Genomic DNA, 26,078 nt, shown 5'->3' on the forward strand with positions numbered 1-26,078 from the left:
CTTAGCCCGTGCGGATCTGCGCATAGGTTGAAGGAACAGGGTTCTGGTCAAGGCTTTCGTCGCGATCGGCGGGCTTCTCGTGGTCGCGCTTCTCGGTGCGCTTATCGCGCCGCTCTTCATCGACTGGACCGCCTATCGCACCGATTTCGAGCGCGAGGCCGGCAGCATCCTCGGGCGCCAGGTCACCGTGCGGGGCGAGGCCTCGGCGCGCCTTCTGCCTTTTCCGAGCGTCACCTTCACCGATGTGGTCGTCGTCGGCGCCCGCCCCGAGGACGCGCCGCTTCTCGCCGTCGACCACTTCCGCATGGATGCCGAACTCGCGCCCTACCTCTCCGGCGAAATCCGCATCTTCTCCATGGAGCTGCAGCGCCCGCATCTGACAGTTCCCATCGAGACGTCCGGCCGCATCCCCGCGCTCGGCGGCACGGCGGGTCTGGCCGGAAGGGCGACCGTCATCCTCGAAAAGGTCGCGATCGAGGAGGGGCGCGTCACGATCGAGGATCGTGCCGCCGGCCGCACGCAGGATCTCAACGGGCTGAACGCCGAGCTCTCCGCCCGCTCGCTCGCCGGACCCTTCGCCGGCACCGGCACATTCCAGATGGGAGGGGCGCCCTACGAGGTTCTCCTGTCCAGCGGCGCCGTGCAGCCGGAGGGCGGCCTGCCGCTGCGCCTGACGCTGGACGCCAAGACGCTCGATGCCGAGATCGTTCTCGACGGAACCGCGCATGGCGATCCCGCCTCGCCCCGCTTCGAGGGCACGATCCGCCTTTCGAGCCCGCTGCCGCCGCCGCCGAACACGGGCGCTGCGCCGAAGCCCGCGACGGGGTCTCCCGCCTCGATCCTGCCGCCGATGGTGCTGACCTCCAAGCTCGTGGCGAGCCCGTCGGCCGTGAGCTTCGAGGACACGCGCATCGCGACCGGCGGTCGCGATCGGCCCTATATCCTCACCGGCGGCGGCCGGCTCGCCCTCGGCGCCGCCCCGCGTTTCGATCTGGCGCTCGAAGGCGAGCAGGTCGATGTGGACGCCGTCGCCAACGGCACGGAGCCCGGGCTTGGCAATTCCGTCCGTCAGGCGACGAGCTTCGAGCAGCGGCTTGAGGCGGCCCGCCGCGTTCTCAGCGCCGTACCCCGGCCCACCATTCCCGGAACGGTCAAGCTCTCGCTGCCTATCGTCCTCGTCGGCGATACGACCATCCGCGACGTCGCCTTCGGCGCGACGCCCGCGCCGGACGGCTGGCGCGTGGAGGGGCTGAGCGCCGAGCTGCCCGGGCGCACGCGCCTCGAGGCGACCGGCACGCTCGGCCTGGAGCCTTTGAACTTTTCCGGCGATCTCCTTCTCGCCTCGCGCCAGCCGAGCGGCTTTTCCGACTGGTTGACCGGCGGCGTGGACCCCGCGCTTCGCCGCCTCGGTCAGGCCGGGCTCTCCGCCAAGGTCGCGCTGACGGCGGAGCGGCAGAGCTTCGACGATCTCGAACTCGACATCGGCGGCGAGACAGTGACGGGGCGCCTCGATCGGGGAGCGGACGGGCTGACCGCCGATCTCTCTGCCGGCGGCGTCGATCTCGACGCGCTCCTCGCGCTCTCCCGCCTCTTCTCGCAGCCGAACACGGCCGGCTTCAGCCCCACCAGCCGCTTCGCGCTGAAGCTCGGCGCCGGGCCCGTCCGCTCTTCCGGCGCTGCCGCCGAGCGGATCGATGCGGACCTCTCCTTCGACGGCCACACGCTGGCGGTGAACCGGATGGCGGTCGCCGATCTCGCCGGCGCCGACTTCGCCGTGTCCGGCACCTTGACCGGCCTCGACACGGAGGCCGGCGGCAGTCTTTCGGTGAACCTCTCCACCGCCGACCCGACGCGGCTCACGGCCTTTCTGCGCACGCGCCTGCCGCAGAGCCCCGCGCTCGCGGTTCTGGAAGAGCATGCCTCGACGCTGGCGCCGCTCGCGATCCGCGGCACGGTCGCGACCGTGACCGAGGCCCCCGGCGAGAAGCCGACGCTGCGCATCCAGCTGGACGGCAAGGCCGCCGCGACGGACGTGACGCTTCAGGTGGCGCTCGGCAACGGCATCTACGCCAAGGGCACGAGCGGGCGGTTCGGCCTGGAGGCGGGGCTTTCGAGCCCCGATCCGGCCGCGCTCCTCGGCCAGCTCGGCCTCGACACCATCGCCACCGGCCCGCCCGCGCCGCTCGGCCTGAAGCTCCAGCTTTCCGCCGGCGCGACCGGGCCCGTCGCCGCCAGCGCCTCGCTCGACGCGCCCGGTTCCAGCGCGGCGGCGGAGGGCACGTTCGACGTGACGACGGCCGGCATCGCCTCGGCCGAGTTCGGCGTCGGCGCCAAGAGCGAGGACCTCTCGCCCTGGCTCACCGCGCTCGCCATCGAGGCCGGCCAGTCGCGCACGGAAGCGCTGCCATTCTCGCTCGATGGCCATCTCTCCTGGTTCCAAGGCGACTGGACGCTGAAGGGGCTGACCGCCGAGATCGCCGACAGCGCGCTGAGAGGCGAGCTTCGGAAGACGACGGACGGCCCGGTGACAGGGCGGATCGAGGCGACGTCGCTTTCGGTGCCCTGGCTCGCGACGCTGGTGACGGGCCGCTCGCCGGAACGTTCGGACGGAGCCTCGCCCTGGGCGGCCGAGGGGTTCGGCACCCCGCTGCTGCCGCCGATCGAGACGGCGCTCGATCTGAATGTCGGCGCCCTCGACCTCGGTCGCGGCGCGGTCGTCGCGGATGCCGCCGCCGCGCTCGAAACCGGCCCGGCCCGCATCGCGCTGGAGAACATCTCGGGTTCGATCGCCGGCGGCTATCTGCGCGGCGGCGTCAGCCTCCAGAATGCCAACGGCGTCGCGGGCCTCTCCGCCGACATGGACTTTTCCGGCCTCGACATCGGCAACATTCTGTCCCGCGGCGGAGGTGCGACGGAAGGGCTGACCGACGCGGAGCTGCGGGCGATCTTCCGCGACAGCGGCGTGACGATCCCCGGCACCGCGCCCTCGGATGCTGCCGATGCGGGGACCGACGGCGCCGGGCAGGAGCCGTGGCCCGATGCCGCCGACCCTTCGAGCGCGGGGACGCCGGAGGGAGCCGATCCTGCCGAGCAGGCGCCGGATGGCGACGCCGAGGACGTGTCGAGCGGCGCTGAGGTCGCGGACGCGCCCGCCGCCGGCACGCTCGACGCGACCTTGAAGCTCGAAGCCTCCGGCCAGTCCTATCCCGCGCTCATCGCGTCTCTCGCGGGAGCCGGGCGGGCCAGCATCGACAGCGGATCGATCGCGGGCATCCCGACCGGCCTTCTGCCGAAGGTGCTGACATCGGCGGATGCTGAGGGCTTCGAGCCGCAGGCCGGCCGCGTCGCGGGGCTGGTCGCGGAGGCAGCGAAGGGCGCGAGCTATCCGATCGGCTTGGCCGAGACGGAGATCGCGATCGCCGGCGGCGTCGCCCGCATCTCGCCGATCACGGCCGAGACAACGGGAGAGGCCCTGACGCTGTCCGGGACGGTCGATCTGCGGCGCGAGACGATCGACGCCGGCCTGCGCCTCGCTCTCCAGGCGGGGGAGGAGGCCGTCGCGGGCGCCGATCCCGCCGTCGCCTACACGCTGGACGGCCCCTTGAGCGCGCCCGTCTTCAGGACGGACGCGCAGCCGCTTGCGGCCTATCTCGCCGCGCGCGCGATCGAGCGTGAGGAGGCGCGGGTGCAGGCCATCCAGGAGCAGCTGCAGGAGCGTCTGCGCCTTCGCCGCGAGGCGCGCTTTGACCGGGCCCGCGAGGCCGAGCGCACCGCGCGCGCCGAGGCCGCCGCGGCGGCCGAAGAGGCGCGCCGACGGAGCGAAGAGGCCCGCGCGGCGACGCAGGCACCGGAGCCTGCACAGACCGAGACGCCGCAGGACGAGGAGATCAGGCGCCGCGAAGCCGTCGAGGCCGCTCGCCGCCAGATGGAAGCGAACCCGCCGCCGGCCCCGGTCGTCCCGGCGCCGACGCCCGCGCCGGAAGCCGCATCCCCTGCCGCTCCGCGAAACCAACCCCGCGCCGAGACCCGTCCCGCGCTCCCGCGCCAACTCGACCTCACGCCCCCGATCGCGCCGGCCCCGGCTCCTCCGACCCCGTCCGAACCCTTCCCGTCGCTGCCCGGCGTGAACGACCCTTTGAAGTTTTAGAAAGCAGCCGCACGGGATCGGCAGCGGCAACGGTCGTTCGCCGAGGTGGGTGGCTGCGTTCGTGACTGATCGGATGGTCGTGGCCGAGCCTCGCCCAGGAGCGAACCACGGCAGACCGCCGACGCTTTCGATCGAACCGCTATCGGCACACGATACGGAAAACTTCGCGCTCGTCCGCCGCCTACAGCGCCGTTCGGCAGAGGGCCTCTTCCAGCACGTAGACGCGCAGGAGCGACGAGAGGTTCGTGCCGTCGGGGCGGTTGGCGTCGAGGTCGGCGACGAGGCGGGCAAGGGAAAGGCCCTTCGCGCTGGCGATCGACTGAAGCTCGCGCCAGAACGGGTCTTCGAGGCTGATGGAGGTGCGGTGCCCGCGAATGGTGAGCGAGCGTTTGACGACGCCGGCCGAGGCGCGCGGCTCGCTCAGTGGTCGTCGTCCCGGTCGGACACGACCGACGGGGTCGCATCGGCGGAAACGGCCGTCTTCGCCACATTACTCTTGGATGTCAGGCGGCGGCCGTCGAGCCGGGCCATGTCCTGGGCCGTCCGGCGTCCGGCGATCTCGCGGACCGCTTTCGGCAATCCATGCGCGATCCGGTTCTCGTCCGCCGCAGCGTCCGCCGCGCGCCGGGCGGCACGCTTACGCTGGAGGCGAAGGTTGACGACCTCGCCCAAGGCCGATCAGGTCTTCTTGCGGAAGGCGTCGAGCGAGACGACCTCGGCGGGCTTCTTCTCGCCCGTCTCCTCGGCGTCCTCGGCTTCGGAGGCCGATCCGGCGGCATCCTTGGAGGCCATCTTCGCCGGCAGCTTGGACGGCGCGGAAGCGGGCATGCGCGGCAGCTTCGCGGAGGAGGGCGGGGCCAGCGGCAGCGGGGTCTCGTCGGACGACCCGTTGGCGGCCTCGACATCGCGCACGTCGAATTCCAGCTCGAAGTTCACGGCCGGATCGTAAAAGCCGCGGATCGCCGCGAACGGGATCAGCAGGCGCTCGGGAATGTCGGAAAAGGACAGGCCGACCTCGAAGGTCGTGTCGGTGACGGCGAGGTCCCAATACTGGTGCTGGATGACGATCGTCATCAGCTCCGGATACTTCTCCCGCAGCCGCGAGGAAATGCGCACGCCGGGGGCCGAGGTCAGGAAGGTGATGAAAAAGTGGTGCTCGCCGGGCAATCCGGTCTTGATCACCTCGCTCAGCACCTTCCGGATGACGCCGCGAAGCGCGTCCTGCGCAAGGATGTCGTAGCGGATCAGGTCCTGGCCCATAATGGCGTCTCGCACAGCATGTCGTCGACCGGGGAACCGGCGGTCAGCGCGGGTGCCGGACAAAATCAAGTAGAGGCTTCTGTTGCCAGGTGCCTCCGGACCCCGCCTAGAAGTGCGAACCCCCAGGGCTTGATTCGAAGCTATCGCGCTGCCTTAAGCAGCGAGACGGACTTCCGCATAGTTGTCGTTGGCAACTATAAAAATAGCCCGATAACGGCGGTACAATGCCGAGCGAAAGTCCGATCTTTACACCCTCGTCGATCCTATTTCGCCCCCGCCGCAAGCTCTCCGATCCCTCGTCGCCGCCTGTCGGCGGGATGAGGAGAGAGCTTCCGGTGGAGGCGCCGGGTACCGCCCCCGGGTCCGAATGGTTTATTACACCGTCAGTTTATCGCCATAGCCGGCTTTCACCGGCACCGAGGAATATAGGCACAACGCCCGCGTCTGGAAAGGCCGAAAGCGTCGACGGGCGTCTTGCGCGACCGGCTTTTCTCCCGCGTCTCTGAACAAGCGTTAAACGACATCGGAGAGCGAGGCCGCGAACACGTCGCGCGGACAAGGTCTGCGTCCGCCGCCGTCCGCAACGGAGCCGGACGGCCCCGCTGCGGTTTCCGGGATCGCCGCCTGCGCCTCCATTTCCCGGGGGAGAACCGTGCTCCCCTGCGATCCCAGTCTGGACACCGGCGGCGGTTTTGCCGATGTCTGTCGATGTTCCGAGGGACGACCCGTCCGCGAGCGGGGCCGAAGGTGGGCCGCACGGCACCGGAGCGGAGCTTTCCATGCGCCAGTATCTCGATCTTCTCGACCGCGTCCTCTCCCAAGGCACCGTGAAGGGCGATCGAACCGGCACGGGCACGCGCTCGGTCTTCGGCCACCAGATGCGCTTCGATCTCGCCGACGGCTTTCCGCTGGTGACGACCAAGAAGCTGCATCTGCGCTCGATCGTGCACGAGCTTCTCTGGTTCCTGCGCGGCGAGACCAACATCGCCTATCTCAAGGCGAACGGCGTGCGCATCTGGGACGAGTGGGCCGACGAGAACGGCGATCTCGGTCCCGTCTACGGCTCGCAATGGCGCTCCTGGCCGGACGGGAAGGGCGGCTCGATCGACCAGATCGCCGGTGTCGTGAGCGAAATCCGGCGCAACCCGAACTCGCGGCGCCTGATCGTCTCCGCCTGGAACCCGGCCATGGTGGACGACATGGCTCTGCCGCCCTGCCACTGCCTGTTCCAGTTCTACGTCGCGGACGGCAGGCTCTCGTGCCAGCTTTACCAGCGCTCGGGCGACGTCTTCCTCGGCGTGCCGTTCAACATCGCCTCCTATGCGCTGCTCACCGCGATGGTGGCGCAGGTGACGGGGCTGAAGCCGGGCGAGTTCATCCATACGCTGGGCGACGCCCATCTCTATGCGAACCATTTCGAGCAGGCGCGGCTGCAGCTTTCGCGCGAGCCTCTGCCTTTGCCGACGCTGAGGCTGAACCCGGCGATCACCGATCTTTTCGCCTTCATCTTCGACGACATCGCCATCGAAGGCTACGAGGCGCATGGCCATATCGCCGCGCCCGTCGCGGTCTGATCCGGTGGAGAGGCTTCCCCTCGTCGCGGTCGTCGCCATGGCCCGCAACGGCGTGATCGGCCGCGAGGGCGAGATGCCCTGGCGGCTGAAGAGCGACCTGAAGCGCTATCGCCGGCTGACGATGGGAAAGCCCATGATCATGGGCCGCAAGACTCTGGTCTCGATCGGCCGCGTTCTCGACGGGCGCGATTCCGTGGTGCTGACGCGCGGCGGGGAACTGCCCTTCGAGGGCGCGTATCGTGCGGGAAAGCCGGACGAGGCCTTGGCGCTCGCCGAGCGTCTCGCGGCAGCGCGCGGTTCATCCGAGATCGTCGTCGCCGGCGGTGCCGAGATCTACCGTCTGTTTCTCGATCGCCTGACGCGGCTTCATGTGACGCATGTCGAGGCGGAGCCGGAGGGCGACGCCGTCTTCCCGCCGATCGACCCGGCCGTCTGGGCGCTGATCCACGACGAGCCGGCCGAGGCCGGCCCGGACGACAGTTCGCCGACGAGATATTCGGTCTACGAACGCCGGGCATCGTTAAGCTTTATGTAGGAGCCCCGCGGCCCTCGAAAGAGCCTCCGAGCGCCATCGAAACAACGGCATGCGGGCCGGAAGGCCTCGTTCAGCATTCCCGCGCGAAGCCTCATCCTTCCGGCCTAAAAAGTCGCGCTCGCGTTGAAAGCGGATTTGGCAGTTCCTATAAGAGCTTTGATGTTGACGTCGCGCGGGGCAGGACCCCGCGCTTCATTTATCGGCCGAAAGGATATCGATGCCCTGGAGCAATCAGACGGGTGGTGGCGGCGGCTGGAAGGGCGGCGGCAACAATGGCGGCCCTTGGGGACAAGGCCCGCAGAACCCGCGCCCCGGCGGCAACGGCAACAATTCGCCCGACCTCGAGGACATCCTGCGCCGCGGCCAGGATCGGCTTCGTCGGGCGATCCCCGGCGGGGGCGGCGGCGGCGGTGGGGGCGGCTCCGGCGGCAACCTCGCCTTCGGCGCGATCCTGCTTGCGGGCGTCGCGGCGCTCTGGCTGTTCAATTCGGTCTATACGGTCCAGCCGGACGAGGTGGGCGTCGAGTCCGTTTTCGGAAAGCCGAAGGAAGAGCTCTCCGAGCCCGGCCTGCACTTCGCCTTCTGGCCGGTCGAGACGGTCGAGACCGTGCCGGTCGTCGAAAGCCAGATCACCATCGGCAGCGCCCAGTCGCGCGACACGTCGGGCCTGATGCTCTCGGGCGACCAGAACATCGTCGACGTCCAGTTCGCGGTTCTCTACCAGGTCGATAACCCCAAGAACTTCCTCTACAATGTGGAAGATCCGCAGGCCATGCTCCAGCAGGTCGCTGAAAGCGCCATGCGCGAGGTCGTCGGCCGTCGTCCCGTGCAGGCCGTCTTCCGCGACGACCGCGCCGGGATCGCCGAGGAGGTCCGCGCCATCGCGCAGGGCACGCTCAACGAGTACAATGCCGGCCTTCGCATCAACGCGATCGCCATCGAGGACGCCGCTCCTCCGACGCAGGTCGCCGATGCCTTCGACGAGGTCCAGCGCGCCGAGCAGGACGAGGACCGCTTCGTCGAAGAGGCCAACCGCTATCGCAACGAGCAGGTCGGCGCCTCCCGAGGCGAGGCCGCGCAGATCCGCGAAGACGCCGCCGCCTACAAGAACCGCGTCGTGCAGGAGGCCGAGGGCGAGGCGCAGCGCTTCTCCTCGATCCTCGCCGAATACGAGAAGGCGCCCGAAGTGACGCGCAAGCGCCTCTTCCTGGAGACGATGGAAGGCGTGATGAAGGGCTCCTCCAAGGTCATCATGGAGCCCGGCACGTCGGGCGCACAGGGCGTCGTGCCCTATCTGCCGCTGAACCAGCTCCAGGGCGCCGGCGGCATCAATGGCGCGGCCCCGGCGGCGGCGCCCCGCGCCGGCCTCTCGGCCCCGCAGGGAGGCAACTGATGAGCACCCGTTTCACCGGCATTCTCGTCGTCGCGCTCGCGGCCGTCTTCGTCCTCTGGAACTCCCTCTTCATCGTCACGGAAAAGGAGCAGGCGATCGTCCTGCGCTTCGGCGAGATCCGCCGCGTCGTCGAGGAGCCCGGCCTCTACTTCAAGCTGCCCTTCGGCTTCTCCGGCGCCGACACCGTGCAGAAGCTCTCGGACCAGACCAAGCGCTTCGACCTCGACAACATCCGCGTCCAGGTCTCCGGCGGCAAGTTCTACGAGGTCGACGCCTTCCTCGCCTATCGCATCGAGGATGCGGCGCTCTTCCGGCGAACGGTCTCGGCCTCCGTGCCGCAGGCCGAGCAGCGGCTGCGCACGCGCTTCGACTCCGCCCTGCGCACGGTCTACGGCCAGCGCGGCTTCGAGGCGGCGCTCTCCGAGGAGCGCGGCGAGATGATGCAGCAGGTCGCCGAGCAGATCCGGCCGGATGCGGCTTCGCTGGGCCTCAAACTGCTCGACGTGCGCATCCGCCGCACGGACCTCACGCAGGAGGTCTCGCAGCAGACCTACGAGCGCATGAAGGCCGAGCGTCTGGCGGAAGCCGAGCTTCTTCGGGCGCGTGGTCAGGTCTCCGCCCGCACGATCCGCGCCGGCGCCGACCGCGAGGTCGTCGAGACGGTGGCGGGCGCCCGGCGCGACGCCGAGATCCTGCAGGGTCAGGGCGAAGCCGAGCGAAACGGCATCTTCGCGACGGCCTTCGGCGCCAACGAGGAGTTCTTCGAGTTCTACCGCTCGATGAAGGCCTACGAGACGGCGCTGCAGAACACCGGAACGACGATGGTCTTGTCGCCCAATTCCGAGTTCTTCCGCTACTTCAACGAGCCGGGCGCCCCGGTCGCTTCGAACGGCGCTCCCGCGGCGCCGGCGACGCCGTCCGCAGCGCCGGCCGCCGAGGCTGCACCGGCGCCGGAGGCCTCCGAGCCGACGACGACGGGTGCGGTGGAGCCCGCTCCGGCCGCCGTCCCGGCAGAGACGCCTCCGGCGTCCGCCGACCTCTCGCCGGCGCCTGCGACGACGACGCCCTGAGGCCGGCCGCGAGGTCCAGAGGCCCTTAGATACAGGCGGCCCGTCCCGATCATCGGGGCGGGCCGTTTTGCGTCGGGCTGTTCACCGCCGCTCACGTTACCGGCAATTCCCTTGATTCAGACGCTTTTTTCGGTTTGCCTGACGGCTCGAGTCGCAGCGCGTGATCGGGTCCTCGCCGGGAGGATCGAGACGGCCGGCGACGAGCGGGATTCTTCATGGCCGGATCGACAACTCTCCTGCTTCGCGGCGCCGCCGCCGGCGCGGCGCTCGGTGCTCTCGCCGTTTTCGGCCAGGGTTCGGCGCTGGCGCAAGGGGTCATCTCGCCGCCCGCCGAAGGACAGGCCATCGCCCCGCAGCCGCCCGTCGCCGATACGCTGAGGCCCGCCGCGCCAGGCGTCACGCCCGCCGCGCCGCCGGCCTCCCGCCCGACGAGCCACGGCCCGGCTTCGGTCGCGGATGTAGCCGAACCGCTGCTCGACGCGGTCGTCAACATCGCGACCTCGCAGACGATGGAGGATGCCGGGCGCGGCATTCCGACGCCGAAGGCACCGGAAGGCTCGCCCCTTCAGGAGTTCTTCGAGGACCTGAACAAGGATGGCGACGGCGTCGCGCGCAAGGCGGAATCCATGGGTTCCGGTTTCGTCATCGACCCGTCCGGCATCATCGTCACCAACAATCACGTGATCGCCGACGCCGACGAGATCAGCGTCAACTTCACCGACGGCACCAAGCTCGACGCGACGATCGTCGGCGTGGACACCAAGACCGATCTCGCAGTCCTGAAAGTGGACGCCAAGAGGCCGTTGAAGGCGGTGAAGTTCGGCAATTCCGAGACGCTGCGGATCGGCGACTGGGTTATGGCCGTCGGCAATCCCTTCGGCCTCGGCGGCTCCGTCAGCGTCGGCATCGTTTCCGCGCGCGGGCGCAACATCAATGCGGGTGCCTACGACAACTTCATTCAGACGGACGCCGCCATCAATCGCGGCAATTCCGGCGGCCCGCTCTTCGACATGTATGGCGATGTCGTCGGCATCAACACGGCGATCATCTCGCCGACCGGCGGCTCGATCGGCATCGGCTTCTCCATCCCCTCCGTCCTCGCCGCCAATGTTGTCAGCCAGCTTCGCGAGTTCGGCGAAACGCGGCGCGGCTGGCTGGGCGTGCGCTTCCAGGAGGTGACGGACGAGATCGCCAAGGGCCTGAATCTCGCCGACGCCAAGGGCGCGCTCGTCATGGGCATCGTCGCGGGAGGCCCGTCCGACAACGGGCTCCTGAAGGTCGGCGACGTCATCACCGAATTCGACGGCAAGCCCATCACCTCCTCGCGCGACCTGCCGCGCATCGTCGCCGAGACGGCGATCGGCCGGAAGGTGCCGGTCAAGCTCCTGCGCAAGAAGGCGCTGACGAGCGATCCGAGCGAGGAGATCACGGTCGAGATCACGCTCGGCCGCCTGGAGGACGCCGAAAAGCTGATGGCCGAGGACGACGCCAAGCCGGAGCCGGTGGAAACCGGCGATGCGATCGTCTCCGCGGTCGAGACGCTCGGCATGACCCTTGCCGATATCGACGACAAGACGCGTACCGAGTTCGACCTCGCCAAGGACGCCGCCGGCGTCGTCGTCACCGCCGTCCAGCCGAGTTCCAGCGCCGCCGAGAAGGGCATCGAGGCCGGCGCGGTCATCCGCGAGGTCGCGCAGGAAACGGTGAAGACCGCCAAGGACGTCGCCGCCAAGGTCGCCAAGCTGAAGGGCGAGGGCCGCAAGAACGCCCTGTTCCTGCTGGCCTCCGCCAGCGGCGAGCTGCGCTTCGTGGTGGTGCCGATCGAATAGAGCTGAAGGGTCGAGCTGCGTTCTTCGCCCCGGCGGGGAAAAGGAGCCGGCAGGCGGATGAGGGGGTGGCCGAAGGCCAAAAATTGCGCCGAATTCCCCTCATCGCCCTGCCGGGCACTTCTCCCCGGAGGGGCGAAGAAGCGGTGCTTGAGGCGAGGCTGACGGCTTTTGGGCTTCTTGGGAGGGGGGCGTTGGATCTTCGGCTGCATATGCTCGAAGCTGCGGGATCGCTGGAGCGCTGGAAGGTGCGGATGGGGATCGAAGCCGATGCCGTGTCCCGCCGGACCGATGCACTCGTCGCGGAACAGGATCGCCGTCATGCCTTGGATGTCGTGGTTCGCCACGACTCGATGATGATCATTCCGGAACTGGGTCTCGGGGGTGCCTGCTACGAGCAAAGCGCGTTGACGATCGCGGTTGCGCCGGGATCGGAGACCTTCGAGCGCAGTGTCGGGGAGGGAGCCTTCGGCATGATCCTCGCCCACGAACTGCACCATGCCCTGCGCCATGCCGCCTGCGGCTACGGCGCCACGCTCGGCGAAGCGGTGGTCTCGGAAGGTTTGGCAGACCGGTTTGCGATGGAAGTGACGGGCTGCCGGACTCCGATCTGGGCTCGGGTCGACGATCTGTCCGATGCGGTCATAGAAAGAGCGGCGGGCATGCTCGATCGCGACGACTACGATCACGCCGATTGGTTCTTCGGCGGAGACGGTCTTCCGCGATGGTCAGGCTACGCGCTCGGCCGGCTGGTCGTGGACGCGTATCTGACGGCTCACGAAGGGGAGACGGCCGCGAGCCTCGTCTCCAAGCCGGCTTCCGCCATTCTGGCCGCCTATTGGCCCGCGCGCCGTCCTTCGGTCGGATAGAAGCAGCCATCGGCTGCATCGATGGTCCTCAGCCCTCGACGATTTCCTCGCCCCGATAGCCTTGCATGAACAACAGCGCCGTCAGGTCCGCATGGTCGATCCGATGCGGGGCGGCTGACGCGACGGAGGGTTTGGCGTGGACGGCGACGCCGGAGCCGGCGATGCCGATCATGCCGAGATCGTTGGCGCCGTCGCCGACCGCGATCGCGTCCGCCGTGGTGAGGCCGAGTTCGGCGGCGATGGCTTCGAGCGCCTCGACCTTCGCCTCGCGGCCGAGGATCGGGCGTTCGACCTCGCCGGTGAGCTTCCCGTCGGCGATGACGAGGCGGTTGGCGCGGTTCTCGTGGAAGCCGAGCCGCTCGGAGATCACCGAGGTGAAGGCGGTGAAGCCGCCGGAGACGAGCGCCGTGCGGGCGCCGTTCGCGCGCATCGTGGCGACGAGCGCAGGTCCGCCCGCGGCAAGGGTGATGCGGGTCCGGATGACCTCGCCGATGACGCTCTCGTCGAGGCCCTTCAGAAGCGCGACGCGCTCGACGAGGGCGGGCTCGAAGGCGATCTCGCCGTTCATCGCGCGCGCGGTGATCGTGGCGACCTCGTCCTTGATGCCGACCATGGCGGCGAGCTCGTCGATGCACTCCTCGCCGATCATGGTGGAGTCCATGTCGGCGATCAGAATCCGCTTGCGCCGGGTGGCCTCCTCCTGCACCACGACGTCGAGCCGAGCCTCGGCGAGCCGCCGCCGCAGCTCGGCGATCGTCTCGTCGGACGGTGCGGCGTCGAGGCGAAGGTCGCAGGCGACGCCGGCCTCCAGCCAGTCCGGCGCGGCGGAGCCGAGCAGCGCGGCGGCGCCTTCGGCGACATCCTTGGAGAGACCGGCGCGACCGCGCGCGGAGATCAGCGTGACGACGATCATGACAGGACGGGTCTCTGGCGGGGAAAAGGCGACAGCCGTGCTGATAGCCGGGCCGACCGCGAGCGGCAAGTCGGCCCTGGCCGTCGCCATCGCGGAACGGCTCGGCGGCGTCGTCGTCAACGCCGATTCCATGCAGGTCTACGAGGGCCTGCGCATCCTCACCGCACGGCCCTCCGACGAGGATCTGGCGCGGGCCGAGCACCGGCTCTACGGCCACGTCTCGCCGGAATCGCCCTATTCGACCGGCGCCTATGTCCGAGATGCGGCGGCGGTTCTCGCCGAGATCGGAGGGCGCGGATGCCTGCCGATCGTCTGCGGCGGAACGGGGCTCTACTTCCGCGCGCTGCTCGGCGGCCTCGACGACATGCCGGCGGTGGAGCCACAGGTTCGGGAGCGCTGGCGCGGGCGCATGGCCGAAGAAGGGCCGGCGCGGCTTCACGCCGAACTCGCGCTGCGCGATCCCGAAGCTGCCGCCCGCATTCGCCCGGGCGATGCGCAGCGCATCCTCCGGGCGCTGGAGCTCGGCGAGACGACCGGCGCGCCGCTTGCCGATCTCCAGCGCCGGCAGGGCGAAGCCGTCGTCGACGCGGCGCGGGCGGTGAAGATCGTCCTCACCCCGCCGCGCGACCTCCTGCGCGAGCGCATTGCCAGGCGCTTCGACCAGATGATGGCGGGCGGCGCGCTGGAGGAGGCGCGCGCCTTTCTCGCGCGGCCGACGGCGAGGGAGGGCCTTGCCGCCAAGGCGATCGGCCTTCCCGAACTCGGCGCTCATCTGGCCGGCGAGCTGACGCTGGCGGCCGCCGTCGAGCGCGCGGTCACGCGCAGCCGTCAATATGCCAAGCGCCAGGACACCTGGTTTCGCCACCAGTTCGGGGCCGACTGGCGCCGCTTCGACGATCCAGCGGAGATCGACCTTCCGCGGCTCCTGCAGGAGCTGGGGACGTAACGAGCGATCGGCCCTAGCCGCCGGCGGAACTCCCTTGCCCGACTGCCGTTCACGGTGGCGTCAACATGCGGTGACGGCGGAAGAGGAAACTGAGCCATGTCTGCGACCGAGGTCATCCGCCGCCACAGTGACCGTATCGAAAAGGCGGCGCGGGCGGGCTACGTCGCGCGCGGCATCGTCTTCGTCATCATCGGCTACTTCGCCTTCAAGGCCGCCTATTCGACCGGCCAGACCATGGATTCCAAGGACGCCGTCAGCTTCGTCTTCGGAACGGTCGGGGGCAAGGTGCTGCTCGTCGCGCTGGTCGCGGCGCTCGCAGCCTTTGCCGCATGGCGCTTCCTGCAGGCGATCCGGGACGTCGACCGCCACGGAACGGGCGCCAAAGGCGTCGCCGTTCGGGCCGGGCTCGTCGGCAGCGGCATTTCCTACGCCGCGCTCGCCTTCTTTGCCGGCGCGCTGGCCTGGGGCGCGGGATCGTCCTCCTCCGGCGGCACGACCAAGGAATGGATCGCCATGGCCTACGAGGCCGGCTGGGGCCAGACCTTCACCTATGCCGTGGCCGCGCTGATGGTCGTCGTCGGCGGCGCGCATGTGTTCAAGGCCGTCAGCGCGGGTTTCGAGAAGTACATGACGATCCCGGCGGACAAGAAGGCCTGGGTGAAGCCGGTCTGCCAGTTCGGCCTGCTCGCGCGCGGCTTCACCTATCTTCTCCTCGCCTGGCTCCTCGGCACGGGCGCCGCGTCCTACCGCGACGGCCATACGCCGGGCCTCGAAACCGCGCTCGACGCCATGTCCGCCTGGCCCTTCGGCTGGCTCTTCCTGGCCGCCACGGGCATCGGCCTCATCGCCTTCGGCGGCTATGCCTTCACCGAGGCCCGCTATCGGCGCATCCAGCTGGGCTGAGCGCCATCACGCCAACTTGACGCTGAAGCGGCGGGTGTTTACGGTGTTTCCCATGAGCAAGATGATTCTCGTACTTATGGGGCGCACACGCGTGACGATCTGAGGATCGTCCGGCGAAAGCCGCGTGTGCGCTGAGGGCCCCTTCGAGGGCCCTTTTTTATTGCTCGGAATTCAGACCTAAAACCAGCAGACACGAGACGAAAGGCCGGCTCATCCCCCAGGGGGACAGCGAGATCGGTCGCACAACGAGCCCGGAGCGGGGAGAGACGAGATGCAGGCCGGTACACGACAGATGACGGGCGCCCAGATGGTCGTCCAGGCGATGAAGGACCACGGGGTCGAGCACCTCTTCGGCTATCCCGGCGGCGCCGTCCTGCCGATCTACGACGTCCTGTTCCAGCAGTCGGACGTCAAGCACATCCTCGTCCGCCACGAGCAGGGCGCGGGGCACGCCGCGGAAGGCTATGCCCGCTCCACCGGCAAGCCGGGCGTCATGCTCGTCACCTCCGGCCCCGGCGCGACAAATGCCGTCACGCCGCTGCAGGACGCGCTGATGGACAGCATTCCGCTCGTCTGCATCACCGGCCAGGTCCCGACGACGCTGATCGGCTCGGACGCCTTCCAGGAATGCGACACGGTCGGCATCACGCGGCCTTGCACCAAGCACAATTGGCTGGTCAAGGACGTCAACGATCTCGCGCGCGTCCTGCACGAGGCCTTCCACGTCGCGACGTCGGGACGACCCGGCCCGGTCGTCGTCGACGTTCCGAAGGACGTCCAGTTCGCGACCGGCACCTATACGCCGCCGGCGCCCATCGAGAGCCACCAGAGCTATCGCCCGCGCATGGACACGGACGAGGGCCGCATCCGCGCGGCCGTCGAGATGCTGGCCTCGGCGAAGAAGCCGGTCATCTATTCCGGCGGCGGCGTCATCAATTCCGGCCCCGCGGCGAGCCAGCTGCTGCGCGAGCTCGTCGGCCTGACCGGCTTTCCCATCACCTCGACGCTGATGGGCCTCGGCGCCTATCCGGCTTCGGGCGAAAACTGGCTCGGCATGCTCGGCATGCACGGCACCTACGAGGCCAATCTGGCGATGCACGACTGCGACGTCATGCTCTGCATCGGCGCGCGCTTCGACGACCGCATCACGGGCCGGCTGAATGCCTTCTCGCCCAACTCCAAGAAGATCCATATCGACATCGACCCCTCGTCGATCAACAAGAACGTCCATGTCGAACTGCCCATCATCGGCGACGTCGCCCATGTCCTCGGCGATATCGTCGCGGCCTGGAAGGGCGCGGGGCGCAAGGCCGACGGCGATGCTCTGAAGGCCTGGTGGGCGACCATCGAAGGCTGGCGCGCGCGCAACTGCCTCGCCTACAGCCAAGATGACAAGATCATCATGCCGCAATATGCGATCCAGCGTCTCTACGAGGCGACGAAGGACCGCGACACCTACATCACGACCGAGGTCGGCCAGCATCAGATGTGGGCCGCGCAGTTCTACGGCTTCGAGGAGCCCAACCGCTGGATGACCTCCGGCGGCCTCGGCACCATGGGCTACGGCCTGCCCGCCGCGCTCGGCGTCCAGATCGCCCACCCGGACTCGCTCGTCATCGACATTGCGGGCGACGCCTCGATCCAGATGATGACGCAGGAAATGTCGACGGCCGTCCAGTTCGACGCGCCGATCAAGATCTTCATCCTAAACAACCAGTACATGGGCATGGTCCGCCAGTGGCAGCAGCTGCTCCACGGCAACCGCTTGTCCAACTCCTACTCGGAGGCGATGCCGGACTTCGTGAAGCTGGCCGAAGCCTATGGCGGCGTCGGCCTGCGCTGCGACAAGCCGGAGGATCTCGACGGCGCGATCCAGGAGATGATCAACGTCCGCCGCCCGGTCATCTTCGACTGCCACGTCGCCCAGCTCGCCAACTGCTTCCCGATGATCCCGTCCGGCAAGGCGCATAACGAGATCATGCTGCCCGACGAGGCCACCGACGAGGCCGTCGCCAACGCGATCGACGCCAAGGGCAAGGCTTTGGTGTAAGGTCGATCCAACCCTCCGCGCCTCGTATGGGGCGCGGAGGGTTCGGGCGAGAAGGAGAGGGCCGTGACGATCCGGGTGAGACTGTCGGAGACGGGTGAGATCGCGATCCCGAAGGACGTGCGCGATGCGCATCGGTGGGAGGCGGGCACCGAGTTCGAAGTCCTCAGCGAGGGCGAGAAGGTTGTCCTGCGACCTGTTCCGGCCGACGACCCGTCCGAGCGCTCCGACGAGGAGAAGAAGGCGGCCATCGAAGCCTTCCTGGCGGCCAGAATCCGTTACACGGGCCCGCCTGTGACGCAGGAGATGATGGACGCCACGGTTCTAGACGAGGCTGCGCGGCGCTGGCATGCGAAGAATCGTTGATACGAACATTCTCGTCCGCCTCTCCGTCATCGACGATGCCGAGCAGTCCGACCGCGCGCTGGAACTCCTGTCCCGGCATGTGCTGCATGTCGAGACCACCGTCATCCTCGAGACCGAATGGGTTCTGCGAAGCGCCTATCGCCTCGGACGATCGTCGGTGAGCAATCTACTGCGAAAGCTCTTCGATCATCCGAACCTACGCTTCATCGACCCGACCCGCGTCGGGTCCGCTATCGCCCTGCATGAAGGCGGAATGGATTTCGCCGATGCGCTACACATCCTCGGATCGGGACCGCGGGACGACTTCGTGACCTTCGACCGCGCGCTCGCCAAAAGTGCCCAGCGTCTGTGGCTCGACATTCCCGTGCACCTTTTGTGACTCCCTCAACTGTATTCGAAAGACCAACGTGAACCGTCCCGTCCAGCCGCCTGCTTCCGCCTATTTCATCACTGACGAGAAGGAGCAGGTGGAGACGCGCACGCTCGCGCTCGTCGTCGACAACGAGCCGGGCGTTCTCGCCCGCGTCATCGGGCTCTTCTCCGGCCGCGGCTACAACATCGAGAGCCTGACCGTCTCCGAGACCGAGCATGCCAAGCATCTCTCGCGCATCACCGTCGTCACGCGCGGCGCGCCGCATGTCATCGAGCAGCTGAAGAGCCAGCTCGACCGGATCGTGCCCGTCCACCGCGTGCTCGACCTCACGGTCGCGGCCCGGCAGAACGGGCATGACGGCCCGATCGAGCGCGAGCTTGCCGTGGTCAAGGTCGCCGGCACCGGCGACAGCCGCGTCGAGGCGCTTCGTCTGGCGGATGCCTTCCGCGCCACCATCGTCGATGCCTCCATCGAGCATTTCATCTTCGAGATCACCGGCCGCGTCTCGGAGATCGATCAGTTCATCGCCATCATGGCGCCTCTGGGTCTCGTCGAGGTCTGCCGCACCGGCGTCGCTGCTCTCACGCGCGGCAAGTTCGAGACGTGAGGCGATGCCGCTCGAAACCTTCTTCGCGCTGGTCGTCTATGCCTTCGTCACCTCGGTGACGCCGGGCCCGAACAACATGATGCTCATGGCATCCGGCGTGAATTTCGGTTTCAGGCGGACCATTCCCCATATGCTAGGCATCGCGCTCGGCTTCTTCGCGCTGCTTCTGGCGGTCGGTTTCGGGCTGGGCGCGCTGCTGCTCGCCTTTCCCCTCGCACAGACCGCGCTGAAGATCGCGAGTGTCGTCTACATGGTCTGGCTCGCCTGGAAGGTCGCGACCTCGCGCTCGATTGGGGAGGGTGCGGCTTCGTCCAGCCCCTTGACCTTCCTCCAGGCCGCTTCCTTCCAATGGGTGAACCCCAAGGCTTGGGCCATGGCGCTGGTCGCGATGGGCGCCTACACGAATGCGGAGCATCCCGCGCTCTCGGTCGTGCTCGTCGGCACCGCCTTCGCGCTGGTGAACTTTCCGAGCGTCTCCGTCTGGGCCGGCTTCGGCGTCGCGCTTCGCGGCTTCCTTGCCCATCCCCGCCGCCTGCGGATCTTCAACGGGGCGATGGGTCTGGCGCTTCTCCTGTCGATCGTTCCCATCCTTCTCTAAAGCGCGGAGTTCCAGCCATGCCGGTCCAGCCCTTCATCGTCGAGGATACCGGGCTGGCGAGCGAGGGGTGGAGCGAGCCGAAGGGGCGCGGCGTCGTCGGCTGGCAGACGCTTCTCTCCGCCGACCGCACGCCGACGGCCGGGCTCACCGCCGGCATCGCGCATCTGGAACCCGGCGGGCATCTGGCGCTGCACCGGCACGATCCAGCCGAGCTCTACTTTCTGACGGAGGGCGTGGCGATCGTCACCGTCGAGGGTGTCGAGACGCAGGTCGGGGCGGGCGCCTGCGTCTTCATTCCCGGCAATGCCGAGCACGGCATCCGCAACGAGGGCCGTGCGCCCGTGCGCTTTCTCTACGTCTTCCCGACCGACAGTTTCGCCGATGTCGACTATCGGTTCTCCGCCGGCTGATCGCCTTGCCCTTGGCCGCCGAATCCTGTCACTGACGGGATATGAAATTCTCACCCCAGCAGGATCAGGCCCTGAAAGAGGTCGCCGATTGGTTGGCAGCCGGCGACAAGCCGCTCTTCCGCCTTTTCGGCTATGCCGGAACCGGAAAGACGACGCTCGCCCGGCATTTCGCCGAAGGCATCGACGGGTCCGTCCAGTTCGCCGCCTTCACGGGCAAAGCCGCGCAGGTCCTGCGCTCGAAGGGCGCCAAGAGCGCGCGGACGCTTCATTCGCTGATTTATCGCCCCCGGGGGGAGGAGACGGTGACGGACGAGGAGAAGGGCTCTTCGCGCATGTCGCCGACCTTCTCGCTGAACCGCCAGAGCCCGGTCGCCAAGGCCAAGCTCATCATCGTCGACGAGTGCTCCATGGTGGACGAGGCGCTCGGGCGCGATCTCCTGTCCTTCGGAACGCCCGTCCTCGTGCTCGGCGATCCCGGACAGCTCCCGCCCGTCTCGGGCGGCGGCTTCTTCACCGAAGCCGAGCCGGACTTCCTGCTGACCGAAATCCATCGTCAGGCCCGCGACAATCCGATCATCGACCTCGCGCTCACCGTGCGAGAGGGACGCCCCCTGATGAAGGGCGACTACGGATCGGCGCAGGTGATCGGCAAGGAGGACGTGGATCGCGAGCGCGTGCTCGCCGCCGATCAGGTTCTCGTCGGCACCAACCGGACGCGGCGGCGCTACAATGCGCGGCTGCGGGAGCTGAAGGGCTTCCAGGGCGCCTTGCCCTATTCCGGCGACAAGCTCGTCTGCCTACGCAACGATCCCGCCAAGGGCCTCCTGAACGGCTCTCTCTGGCAGGTCATGACGGCCTCGCCGGAATCCACCAAGCCCGGCGTCAATCTCATCGTGAAGCCCGACGACGACGATGTCGATCAGGGCGCGGCGAAGATCAAGCTCCTGAAACAGGCCTTCGAGGCGCCGGACGAGGAAGTGCCCTGGGCGACGAAGAAGCGCTACGACGACTTCGACTACGGCTACGCCCTGACCGTCCACAAGGCGCAGGGCTCGCAGTGGAACGACGTTATGCTCTTCGACGAGAGCTGGGCCTTCAAGGAGACCCGGGATCGCTGGCTCTACACCGCGATCACGCGCGCGGCGGAGAAGCTGACGATCGTCCGCTGAAGGCAGTCCGGAAGGCTGGGCTTCCACCCGCTGTGAGAGCGGCCCAATACCGAGCTGGCCTCCCGACCGACGAATTCCCTCGCGCGTCGCGTTTTTCGTTGCGCTCAAATGAAAACTGCGGCGGATCGCTCCGCCGCCGTCTTGCGCTGGTCGTTCCCTGGGGTCAGCAGCCGGCGGGCGTGAAGCTCGCGGTGGCGGCATCGATCTTGTCGAGCTTGGCCGTGCAGCCGCCGCCGAGATCGGCCGATGCGCCGGTCTTCACTTCCTGCGGGCCGGAGCCGATCACGACGATGTAGGCGGCATCCGGCGTCAGGCGGGACAGGAAGATGCGCTTCTCGCCGAAGGTCGCGGTCTGTCCGATGCCGATCGGTGCGCCGGCACCGGCCGCGCCGGCGGGAGCGGCCGCGGGGGCCGCCGCCGGTGCAGCGGCGGGTTCGGCAGGGGCGACGGGCGCTGTGGCCGGGGCCGGGGCCGGCGCCGCCGGTGCCGCTGCCTCTGCCGGGGCGGGTGCTGCGGGCGCTGCGCCGGCGGGCGCCTCGCCGCAGCCGGTCGGCTGGACCGAGACGGAGGTCGCCTCGACGCTGGCGACCGTCAGGCTGCAGCCATCGCCGAGATCGACGGCTTCGCCGGCCTTGCCGGGAACCTGACCCTTGCCGGGCACGAAGAAGTGGGCGGTCTGGGCGCCGGCGTCGATGCGCGACAGGAAGGCCTTCTTCTCGCCGAACACGGCGGTCTGGCCGATCACCAGCGAGCCGTTTCCGGCGGCCGGAGCCGCGGCTGCGGCCGGAGCAGCGGCAGCAGGAGCAGGGGCCGCTGCGGGCGCAGGAGCCGCTGCCGGGGCCGCCGGTGCAGGAGCCGCTGCCGGAGCGGCGGCGCCGGAGGCGGGAGCGCCGCAGCCGGCGGGTGCGAGCAGCGCGGCGGGACCGGCGACGCCCTTCAGCGTGACCGAGCAGCCATTGCCGAGATCGACCGATGCGCCGGATGCGACTTCGCTCGGCGTGCCGCCCTGCGGGGCCAGCGAGGCCTTGCCGTCGGCGACGCTGGCGACCGTCAGCGTCTGCGATCCGAAGATCGCGGACTGGCCGGCAAGGAGGATGGCGCCGCTATTGCCGAGCCCGGAGGCCAGCGCCGCGAACTCGCCGCCGCCGGCGGACGCTGCGGGAGCCGGTGCCGCGGCGATCGCGTCGAGCTTCTGCGCGAGCGCGTCGGTCGCGGCCTTCGTCGCTGCATTGGCCTCGTCGAGCTTCGCGGAGAGCGCGGTGACGGCATCCGTCGTCGGCGTGCCGACGGCCTGGACCTGCGTCGCGATCTGCGTGATTCGCTCGTCGACGCCCTTGAAGCCCGTCTGGAGCGCGCCGAGCGGCGCCTGCACGGCATCGACCTTCGCCTCGATCTGCGTCAGCCGGTCGCCGAGCGCCTCCTCGACGTCATCGACGTCGGGTCCGAGCAGCCAGCCGACGAGAAGGCCGATGAATCCGGCGATCACGAGCGGCACGAATCTTGAACTTCCCATTGCATCCTCCAGCCGTTCTCCGCGGCGCTGGCAGGGAACAGGCCTGGGTCGGGCCTGTCAACTGCCGCCATGCTCCCGTCGCAGAGAGTTCATCACGCATCCGCGCATGCCCCGATCGCGAACGATCCTCCGCACGCGCCCGCGCTTTCCAAAGCTGCTTTACCCGCACCAGGCCAGAACGTCATGCGCGACGAAGGATCTAGCCGGCGCCCGGCCGCCTGCGCAGGCCGAGCCGCACCGTCTCGCCGGCGATCGCCGCGAGGACCTCTTGCGGCGCGCATCGAAGCCCGCTAGAGAGCCGTACCGTAACGTACGGTACTTCAGGCGGAGCGGCAGGAACTTGGACATCGAGGATGCCGAAATCGAAGGCCGGCCGCTGACGACGCGTCAGCGCGAGGTGCTCGATGCCGCCCTCGGCCTCCTCGTCGATGCCGGGGAATCGCTGACCATGAGCGCGGTCGCGCAGCGGGCGAGCTGCTCCAAGGAAACGCTCTACAAGTGGTTCGGCGGCCGCGACGGTCTTCTGACCGCCACCGTGCAGTGGCAGGCGGCCAAGGTCCGCATGCCGCCCGTGCCGGCCGGCGGGCTCGATCGGGACGCGCTTTTCGAGAGCCTCGAGGGCTTTGCGCGCGATTGGCTGACCGTGATCACCGGGCGGACCTCCGTCGCGCTGAACCGGCTTGCGGTGGGCGAGGCCGTCGCCGATCGGGGCGGGGAGGCGGCTTCGGTCGCGCTCGGCTCGATCGTGCTGGAAAACGGGCCCTCCGCCATGCGCCGCCGCCTTCGTCCGATGATCGAGGCCGGTCGCGCCGCCGGGCTGATCGTCTTCGACGACGCGGACGAAGCCTTCGCCACCTTCTTCGGTCTCGTCGTGCGCGACGTGCAGATCCGTCTTCTCCTCGGCGAGCAGCTCGCGCCGACGCCGGACGAGATCGCGCAGAATGCGCGGCGGGCGACCGAGCAGTTCTTCGCCCTTCACGGGGCAAGGCCGGGATCGGGCGCCGATCCCCAACGCCGAGCGCGGCCCTAGCCGCCGGTGATCGAGCAATGTGGCCGTCTCGCCGCTCTACCAGCACCAACCACGTCAGAAACGAAGGAAACGAAGCGATGCGCGTTTATTACGACCGGGATGCCGATCTCAACCTCGTCAAGTCCAAGAAGGTCGCCATCATCGGCTATGGCAGCCAGGGCCGCGCCCACGCGCTGAACCTCAAGGATTCCGGCGCCGGCAACGTCGCCATCGCGCTGAAGTCCGGCTCTCCGACCGCCAAGAAGGCCGAGGCCGACGGCTTCAAGGTCATGACCGTCGCCGAGGCCGCCGCCTGGGCCGACCTCATGATGATGGCCACGCCGGACGAGCTGCAGGCCGACATCTACAAGGCCGACATCGCGCCGAACATCCGCGACGGCGCCGCCATCGCCTTCGCCCACGGCCTCAACGTCCATTTCGGCCTGATCGAGCCCAAGACCTCCGTCGACGTCATCATGATCGCGCCGAAGGGCCCCGGCCACACCGTTCGCGGCGAATACCAGAAGGGCGGCGGCGTGCCCTGCCTCGTCGCCGTTCACCAGAACGCCTCGGGCAACGCGCTGGAACTGGCGCTCTCCTACGCCTGCGGCGTCGGCGGCGGCCGTTCGGGCATCATCGAGACCAACTTCCGCGAAGAGTGCGAGACCGATCTCTTCGGCGAGCAGGTCGTGCTCTGCGGCGGTCTGGTCGAGCTGATCCGCGCCGGCTTCGAGACGCTGGTGGAAGCCGGCTATGCCGAGGAAATGGCCTATTTCGAGTGCCTGCACGAGGTGAAGCTCATCGTCGATCTCATCTACGAGGGCGGCATCGCCAACATGAACTACTCGATCTCCAACACCGCCGAGTGGGGCGAGTACGTCACCGGCCCGCGCATCATCACGGAAGAGACCAAGGCCGAGATGAAGCGGGTCCTGAAGGACATCCAGACCGGCAAGTTCACCTCCGACTGGATGCAGGAATACCGCTCGGGCGGCGCACGCTTCAAGGGCATCCGCCGCAACAACGACAGCCACCAGATCGAGGCCGTCGGCGAGAAGCTGCGCGGCATGATGCCGTGGATCAAGTCCAACGCGCTGGTCGACAAGGCCCGCAACTAAGCCTTCGGCAAGAAAGCGGCACGGGTGCTCCCGCCGGACGAGATCCGGCAGGAGCCCCGGCCGCGGCCCGTGTCCGGCCTGTCGCGACCGCGATCATCCGGACCCGGGCTTTTGCCGCCGACGACCATTCTTCCCCGGCCTTCGAGCCGGGGAAGCGCATGCTTCCGCCGGGTTATCTTGGTAAAGCTTTAAGTCTGATCGCATATGGTCGGCTATCGATCGAAACCCGATGGAGGCCGCCGTGAGCGCCGTGACCCACGAGGAACCCGATGGCTCCGAGCGTCGTGTCGCCCCGCGAACCCGCACGCTGAAGCGCGCGAAGATCCTCTTCAACAACCGCTTTTCGACCTACGACTGCATCGTCCGCAACATTTCCGCGACCGGCGCCCTCCTGACCATCGACGAAGCCGCCCATCTTCCGAAGACCTTCGAGGTTCGGATCGGCGACGACCCCGAGCGGCCGGCCAAGCTCGTCTATCGCCGAGGCATGCTCGCGGGCATCCGCTTTCTCGACGTCGTCTCGGAGGAAGAGGAACAGGCGGCGCATGGCTTCGACGCCAAGCCTTCGGGCTCCGACCAGTCCGATTTTGGCCCCGGCGATCCATTCAACGACCGCGCCTCCTCGCCAGGCTCCGAGGCCTCCCACGCCGCCGGCCACATCCGCCGCATCGTGCCGGAGACGCTTCCGGCCGCGCTGACCCGGCGTTTTCCCTGGGCGTGAGGGCAAAAGGGGAGCCACCCGCCAAAAAAGATGCACCTCGCGCCTTTGGATGGTGGACACGACCGGCGACTCTGGCTATAGAGCCGCCATCGGTTCTTCGGAACCGAACGCGCTGCCCCGGCGGCGCGGTGCTGGCCTCGGCCGCATGATGGGTGTGTAGCTCAGTTGGTAGAGCAGCTGACTCTTAATCAGCGGGTCCACAGTTCGAACCTGTGCACACCCACCATTATCTTCGCTGAAAATCTTCAAGACAAGTTTTAACACTGAGGCACCGTCGAGAGACGGTCTCCTTCGGTAGGGTAGACGAGACAGTCATCGTGCCGGCGGCTGACGGCCTTTCGGCCGGCATAGTGCCGCCGTTCTGTCGGGATGTGCCGGCGCGATCGAGACGATCCACGTCGATGCTCGTCATCCGGCCGGGCTGGCGGTTCTCGTGGACATGATGCCTTCGAGAGCAGTCCACGCTGGGAGGGGGGGGGAACGGCGCGTGCCCCGTGCTTCGTTTCAAAAGGCCCGGCAAGCCCGCCATCGGATAATAGAAACCCGCGATCCTCTCCGGGTGAGGGCGCGCCTTCTTTGCCGCATCGGGACATGAACAGATCGGCGCTCGATGGGCCCAGAGCCATGCTCGGTCGAGCGTCTTGGGTTCAGCTCGTTCGACAGTCGAATGAACTGGAATGCGATCGGTGGATATGTGCTCGCGTGTGCTGT

24 protein-coding genes, 1 tRNA gene and 1 other RNA gene are annotated in these 26,078 nt (G+C 68.4%); 20 read left to right on the forward strand and 6 right to left on the reverse strand.

What is annotated here, in order from left to right; translation table 11 throughout:
- Nucleotides 1-79 precede the first annotated feature (79 nt).
- A complete protein-coding gene (locus ASG62_RS21490) occupies nucleotides 80-4,147 on the forward strand; it encodes an AsmA-like C-terminal region-containing protein (protein ID WP_056690186.1) in 4,068 nt (1,355 codons plus the stop codon).
- 181 nt (nucleotides 4,148-4,328) lie between these two features.
- On the opposite strand, the gene ASG62_RS25975 is transcribed toward ASG62_RS21490, so the two are convergent.
- From ASG62_RS25975 to ssrA, 4 genes are all read right to left on the reverse strand, one after another.
- Nucleotides 4,329-4,571 (reverse strand): ribbon-helix-helix domain-containing protein, encoded by a 243-nt coding sequence (locus ASG62_RS25975; RefSeq protein WP_082537007.1) that lies wholly within the window; start codon nucleotides 4,569-4,571, stop codon nucleotides 4,329-4,331.
- On the reverse strand, nucleotides 4,568-4,819 hold the full coding sequence (locus ASG62_RS21495; RefSeq protein WP_056690189.1) for a DUF4169 family protein: 252 nt from the start codon (nucleotides 4,817-4,819) through the stop codon (nucleotides 4,568-4,570). The genes ASG62_RS25975 and ASG62_RS21495 overlap by 4 nt, the downstream gene beginning before the upstream one ends.
- A 6-nt stretch (nucleotides 4,820-4,825) precedes the next feature.
- Nucleotides 4,826-5,407, reverse strand: a complete 582-nt coding sequence (locus ASG62_RS21500) for an SspB family protein (protein WP_056690192.1) — start codon at nucleotides 5,405-5,407, stop codon at nucleotides 4,826-4,828.
- A 68-nt stretch (nucleotides 5,408-5,475) separates the two neighbouring features.
- Nucleotides 5,476-5,862, reverse strand: a transfer-messenger RNA (tmRNA) gene (gene ssrA / locus ASG62_RS25980).
- 324 nt (nucleotides 5,863-6,186) lie between these two features.
- Between ssrA and ASG62_RS21505 the strand changes: the two genes are divergently transcribed.
- The 6 genes from ASG62_RS21505 (at nucleotide 6,187) to ASG62_RS21530 (ending at nucleotide 12,674) form a co-directional block, all read left to right on the forward strand.
- On the forward strand, nucleotides 6,187-6,981 hold the full coding sequence (locus tag ASG62_RS21505) for a thymidylate synthase (protein ID WP_056690194.1): 795 nt from the start codon (nucleotides 6,187-6,189) through the stop codon (nucleotides 6,979-6,981).
- 4 nt (nucleotides 6,982-6,985) lie between these two features.
- A complete protein-coding gene (locus ASG62_RS21510; protein ID WP_320409394.1) occupies nucleotides 6,986-7,516 on the forward strand; it encodes a dihydrofolate reductase in 531 nt (176 codons plus the stop codon).
- A gap of 217 nt (nucleotides 7,517-7,733) precedes the next feature.
- Nucleotides 7,734-8,909, forward strand: a complete 1,176-nt coding sequence (gene hflK, locus ASG62_RS21515) for an FtsH protease activity modulator HflK (protein ID WP_082536980.1) — start codon at nucleotides 7,734-7,736, stop codon at nucleotides 8,907-8,909.
- Complete coding sequence (hflC, locus tag ASG62_RS21520) at nucleotides 8,909-9,979, forward strand: protease modulator HflC (protein ID WP_056690201.1); 1,071 nt, start codon at nucleotides 8,909-8,911, stop codon at nucleotides 9,977-9,979. Before hflK ends, hflC begins: the two co-directional genes overlap by 1 nt.
- Before the next feature lie 215 nt (nucleotides 9,980-10,194).
- The gene (locus ASG62_RS21525) at nucleotides 10,195-11,808 is read left to right on the forward strand and encodes a Do family serine endopeptidase (RefSeq protein WP_082536981.1); all 1,614 of its coding nucleotides are present in this window, start codon (nucleotides 10,195-10,197) and stop codon (nucleotides 11,806-11,808) included.
- Between the two features lie 65 nt (nucleotides 11,809-11,873).
- Entirely contained in the window at nucleotides 11,874-12,674 is an 801-nt protein-coding gene (locus tag ASG62_RS21530) for a DUF2268 domain-containing putative Zn-dependent protease (protein WP_156382296.1), read from the forward strand.
- Nucleotides 12,675-12,702: 28 nt separating this feature from the next.
- Here ASG62_RS21530 and serB read toward each other — a convergent pair whose 3' ends face one another.
- Nucleotides 12,703-13,587, reverse strand: coding sequence for a phosphoserine phosphatase SerB (gene serB, locus ASG62_RS21535; protein ID WP_164470465.1), 885 nt, complete (start codon nucleotides 13,585-13,587; stop codon nucleotides 12,703-12,705).
- On the opposite strand from serB, the gene miaA reads away from it, so the two are divergent.
- The 9 genes from miaA (at nucleotide 13,586) to ASG62_RS21580 (ending at nucleotide 21,006) form a co-directional block, all read left to right on the forward strand.
- A complete protein-coding gene (gene miaA, locus ASG62_RS21540) occupies nucleotides 13,586-14,533 on the forward strand; it encodes a tRNA (adenosine(37)-N6)-dimethylallyltransferase MiaA (protein ID WP_056690785.1) in 948 nt (315 codons plus the stop codon). The two genes, serB and miaA, sit on opposite strands and share 2 nt — an antisense overlap.
- Before the next feature lie 96 nt (nucleotides 14,534-14,629).
- On the forward strand, nucleotides 14,630-15,436 hold the full coding sequence (locus tag ASG62_RS21545) for a DUF1206 domain-containing protein (protein WP_056690208.1): 807 nt from the start codon (nucleotides 14,630-14,632) through the stop codon (nucleotides 15,434-15,436).
- 271 nt (nucleotides 15,437-15,707) lie between these two features.
- Nucleotides 15,708-17,486: an acetolactate synthase 3 large subunit gene (locus ASG62_RS21550; RefSeq protein WP_082536984.1), complete on the forward strand. Its 1,779-nt coding sequence runs from the start codon at nucleotides 15,708-15,710 to the stop codon at nucleotides 17,484-17,486.
- A 63-nt stretch (nucleotides 17,487-17,549) separates the two neighbouring features.
- A complete protein-coding gene (locus ASG62_RS21555) occupies nucleotides 17,550-17,849 on the forward strand; it encodes an AbrB/MazE/SpoVT family DNA-binding domain-containing protein (RefSeq protein ID WP_056690214.1) in 300 nt (99 codons plus the stop codon).
- Nucleotides 17,833-18,228, forward strand: a complete 396-nt coding sequence (locus ASG62_RS21560) for a type II toxin-antitoxin system VapC family toxin (protein ID WP_056690217.1) — start codon at nucleotides 17,833-17,835, stop codon at nucleotides 18,226-18,228. Before ASG62_RS21555 ends, ASG62_RS21560 begins: the two co-directional genes overlap by 17 nt.
- A gap of 28 nt (nucleotides 18,229-18,256) precedes the next feature.
- Nucleotides 18,257-18,829 (forward strand): acetolactate synthase small subunit, encoded by a 573-nt coding sequence (gene ilvN, locus ASG62_RS21565; RefSeq protein ID WP_056690219.1) that lies wholly within the window; start codon nucleotides 18,257-18,259, stop codon nucleotides 18,827-18,829.
- A 4-nt stretch (nucleotides 18,830-18,833) separates the two neighbouring features.
- Nucleotides 18,834-19,427 carry a LysE family translocator gene (locus ASG62_RS21570; protein ID WP_056690222.1) on the forward strand — a complete coding sequence of 198 codons (594 nt, stop codon included), beginning with the start codon at nucleotides 18,834-18,836 and terminating at the stop codon, nucleotides 19,425-19,427.
- Between the two features lie 17 nt (nucleotides 19,428-19,444).
- On the forward strand, nucleotides 19,445-19,837 hold the full coding sequence (locus tag ASG62_RS21575) for a cupin domain-containing protein (protein ID WP_056690225.1): 393 nt from the start codon (nucleotides 19,445-19,447) through the stop codon (nucleotides 19,835-19,837).
- A 41-nt stretch (nucleotides 19,838-19,878) separates the two neighbouring features.
- Nucleotides 19,879-21,006 (forward strand): ATP-dependent DNA helicase, encoded by a 1,128-nt coding sequence (locus tag ASG62_RS21580; protein WP_056690229.1) that lies wholly within the window; start codon nucleotides 19,879-19,881, stop codon nucleotides 21,004-21,006.
- A gap of 163 nt (nucleotides 21,007-21,169) precedes the next feature.
- On the opposite strand, the gene ASG62_RS26785 is transcribed toward ASG62_RS21580, so the two are convergent.
- Nucleotides 21,170-22,519, reverse strand: a complete 1,350-nt coding sequence (locus ASG62_RS26785) for a hypothetical protein (RefSeq protein ID WP_156382297.1) — start codon at nucleotides 22,517-22,519, stop codon at nucleotides 21,170-21,172.
- A gap of 340 nt (nucleotides 22,520-22,859) precedes the next feature.
- Here ASG62_RS26785 and ASG62_RS21590 point away from each other — a divergent pair, with 340 nt between their 5' ends.
- From ASG62_RS21590 to ASG62_RS21605, 4 genes are all read left to right on the forward strand, one after another.
- Nucleotides 22,860-23,549, forward strand: a complete 690-nt coding sequence (locus ASG62_RS21590) for a TetR/AcrR family transcriptional regulator C-terminal domain-containing protein (RefSeq protein WP_244487468.1) — start codon at nucleotides 22,860-22,862, stop codon at nucleotides 23,547-23,549.
- Between the two features lie 77 nt (nucleotides 23,550-23,626).
- Nucleotides 23,627-24,646, forward strand: coding sequence for a ketol-acid reductoisomerase (ilvC, locus tag ASG62_RS21595; protein ID WP_056690235.1), 1,020 nt, complete (start codon nucleotides 23,627-23,629; stop codon nucleotides 24,644-24,646).
- Nucleotides 24,647-24,887: 241 nt separating this feature from the next.
- Nucleotides 24,888-25,367 (forward strand): PilZ domain-containing protein, encoded by a 480-nt coding sequence (locus tag ASG62_RS21600; RefSeq protein ID WP_162245989.1) that lies wholly within the window; start codon nucleotides 24,888-24,890, stop codon nucleotides 25,365-25,367.
- Between the two features lie 150 nt (nucleotides 25,368-25,517).
- Nucleotides 25,518-25,593: transfer RNA gene (locus ASG62_RS21605), tRNA-Lys, on the forward strand.
- The last annotated feature ends 485 nt before the right edge of the window (nucleotides 25,594-26,078 follow it).

Origin of the sequence: Aureimonas sp. Leaf427 (assembly GCF_001425485.1) — a bacterium.
GTDB lineage: Bacteria > Pseudomonadota > Alphaproteobacteria > Rhizobiales > Rhizobiaceae > Plantimonas.